The sequence below is a fragment of the Collinsella sp. An2 genome, from assembly GCF_002160065.1.
Taxonomy (GTDB): Bacteria; Actinomycetota; Coriobacteriia; order Coriobacteriales; family Coriobacteriaceae; genus Limicola.
Genome location: NZ_NFJW01000040.1, coordinates 1 through 1,770, shown reverse-complemented (window position 1 = coordinate 1,770; position 1,770 = coordinate 1). Strand labels below are relative to the sequence as shown.

Annotated in this window: 1 protein-coding gene; it reads right to left on the bottom strand. The window is 61.2% G+C overall.

The window, feature by feature from the left end:
- Window positions 1–267: 267 nt before the first annotated feature.
- Complete coding sequence (locus tag B5F33_RS10715; RefSeq protein ID WP_204214525.1) at window positions 268–1,419, bottom strand: GNAT family N-acetyltransferase; 1,152 nt, start codon at window positions 1,417–1,419, stop codon at window positions 268–270.
- Between the last annotated feature and the right edge of the window lie 351 nt (window positions 1,420–1,770).

Here is a 1,770-nt window from a genome sequence, read left to right as displayed (position 1 = left end):
CTCCGGGAGCTCATCGCCCTCATCCCGGTGGGGCGGTACAGGACGACCTGGCGGGCGATGGTGGAGGCCCCGTACCCGCCCCCGCCGGTGCCTATCTGCGCCTCCAAGAATGTCTAACAGAGCCTGATTTTGGGCCTCGAAACGTCCAAATCGAGGACCGCGTCGGACAGTCATCTCGGATTGCATGCCATCGAAGACGTCTATCACACAGCCGCAACTATCACACAGCCGCGCCACGGACCGACATGATTCCGATCAAAGAATGAATCACTCGTGCGCGGCAACAACGATTCGCATGGCACGGTACGCGGTAAGCAACTGTTCGAAGCGCGGCGCGTCATAGCCCATCGCGTCAATCTCGGCGATATCGTGCGCGTCTTTCGCCCGACCACTCACCACCTTTGCCGCACGAACGCTCTCAAGCGTGGCGCAGGAAATAACATTCCCATTGGGCAGGGCCCGCTCCTCAAGATAGTCCCCTTCGACAACGTCCGGCAACAGCGCTTCCAGCAGGGCGTCGAACCCGTCAGTCATGACGAGCGCCGCATTGCGCTGGTGCAACCCACAGTCGTCAAAGCGATAGGGACAAAAGCTCACAAGCACGTCATCGATGCGCGCGTGCACACCATAGTCCTCCCCCGTCGCATTGCAGGCAAGGGCGAGAGAATCGAGCGCTGCCTCATAGAACCCCATGGCACGCAACCATGTGCGCACCGTCGGCATATCCTCCAGGCGCACCGCGAAGTCGACATCGCCGTGAAGCCTTCCCGAATCATGGCCAGACACGACCCAGGGCACCAAACCGCCCGCCAGCGCCACGTGTCCCGCAAGCTCCGGAGCGGTAAGTACGCGCATTGCGGTGGCACAAGCCTGCGAACACGAAACGCCATCGTCCGTAGCACGAGCCTGCGAACATGAGCCGTCGCCCGCGGCACGACCATGCGGAACCGCGAGCGGCAGAACCATCACCATCTCGGCGTCATCTCCTGCAACCTCACGGAATCCCAAACGTTCATAGAGTCGTGCGGCAGGGTTGGCACGCTGCACGGAGAGCGAAACCGCCGGAAGCCCCGCAGCGGAGCAGCGCTCGAAAAGCCCCTTGAGCAGCGCCGCCCCAATTCCACGACCGCGCCATGCGGGTAGTACGCTCACCGCAAGCTCTGGCACCGAATCGTCAATGAAGCCATACCCGCGCATGAAGCGCGCCCACGCAGCGCCAACGACCTCGTCATTCTCTTCAGCGCAAACGGCCACATCACCTGGATGTGCGCCGAAATCTTCAACGTAGACGCGAAGTGTGGGGTCCTTGGTCGCCGACCGCGGCGGACGTGGCGCACCGGGCTCGGTATAGATCGCCTCGTACAGAAACCCATCAAGTAGCCCATATTCCGCGGACAACATGCACCTGATTTTTGACACAGAAATCCCCTCCCAGCTTCAACCGAACACGTTACGAGCTAGAGGAGTGTCGTCATATGTCCCTCCTGGGGAGCAGAGTTTGCATCTGGCCTCAGTGTATCATGTGCTGCAAGGCATGCCGATGGTGCAAACCACCGGACCGGGCGTTCTTGACGATAAGGGACATCCAAGGTGGTGACAAGCGTGCGATGGGGATGACATGTCGCGTTGAAGTCCTCGATTAGGCCGTTTTTGGGCTATGTTAGACATTCTTGGAGGCGCAGATAGGCACCGGCGGGGGCGGGTACGGGGCCTCCACCATCGCCCGCCAGGTCGTCCTGTACCGCCCCACCGGGATGAGGGCGATGAGCT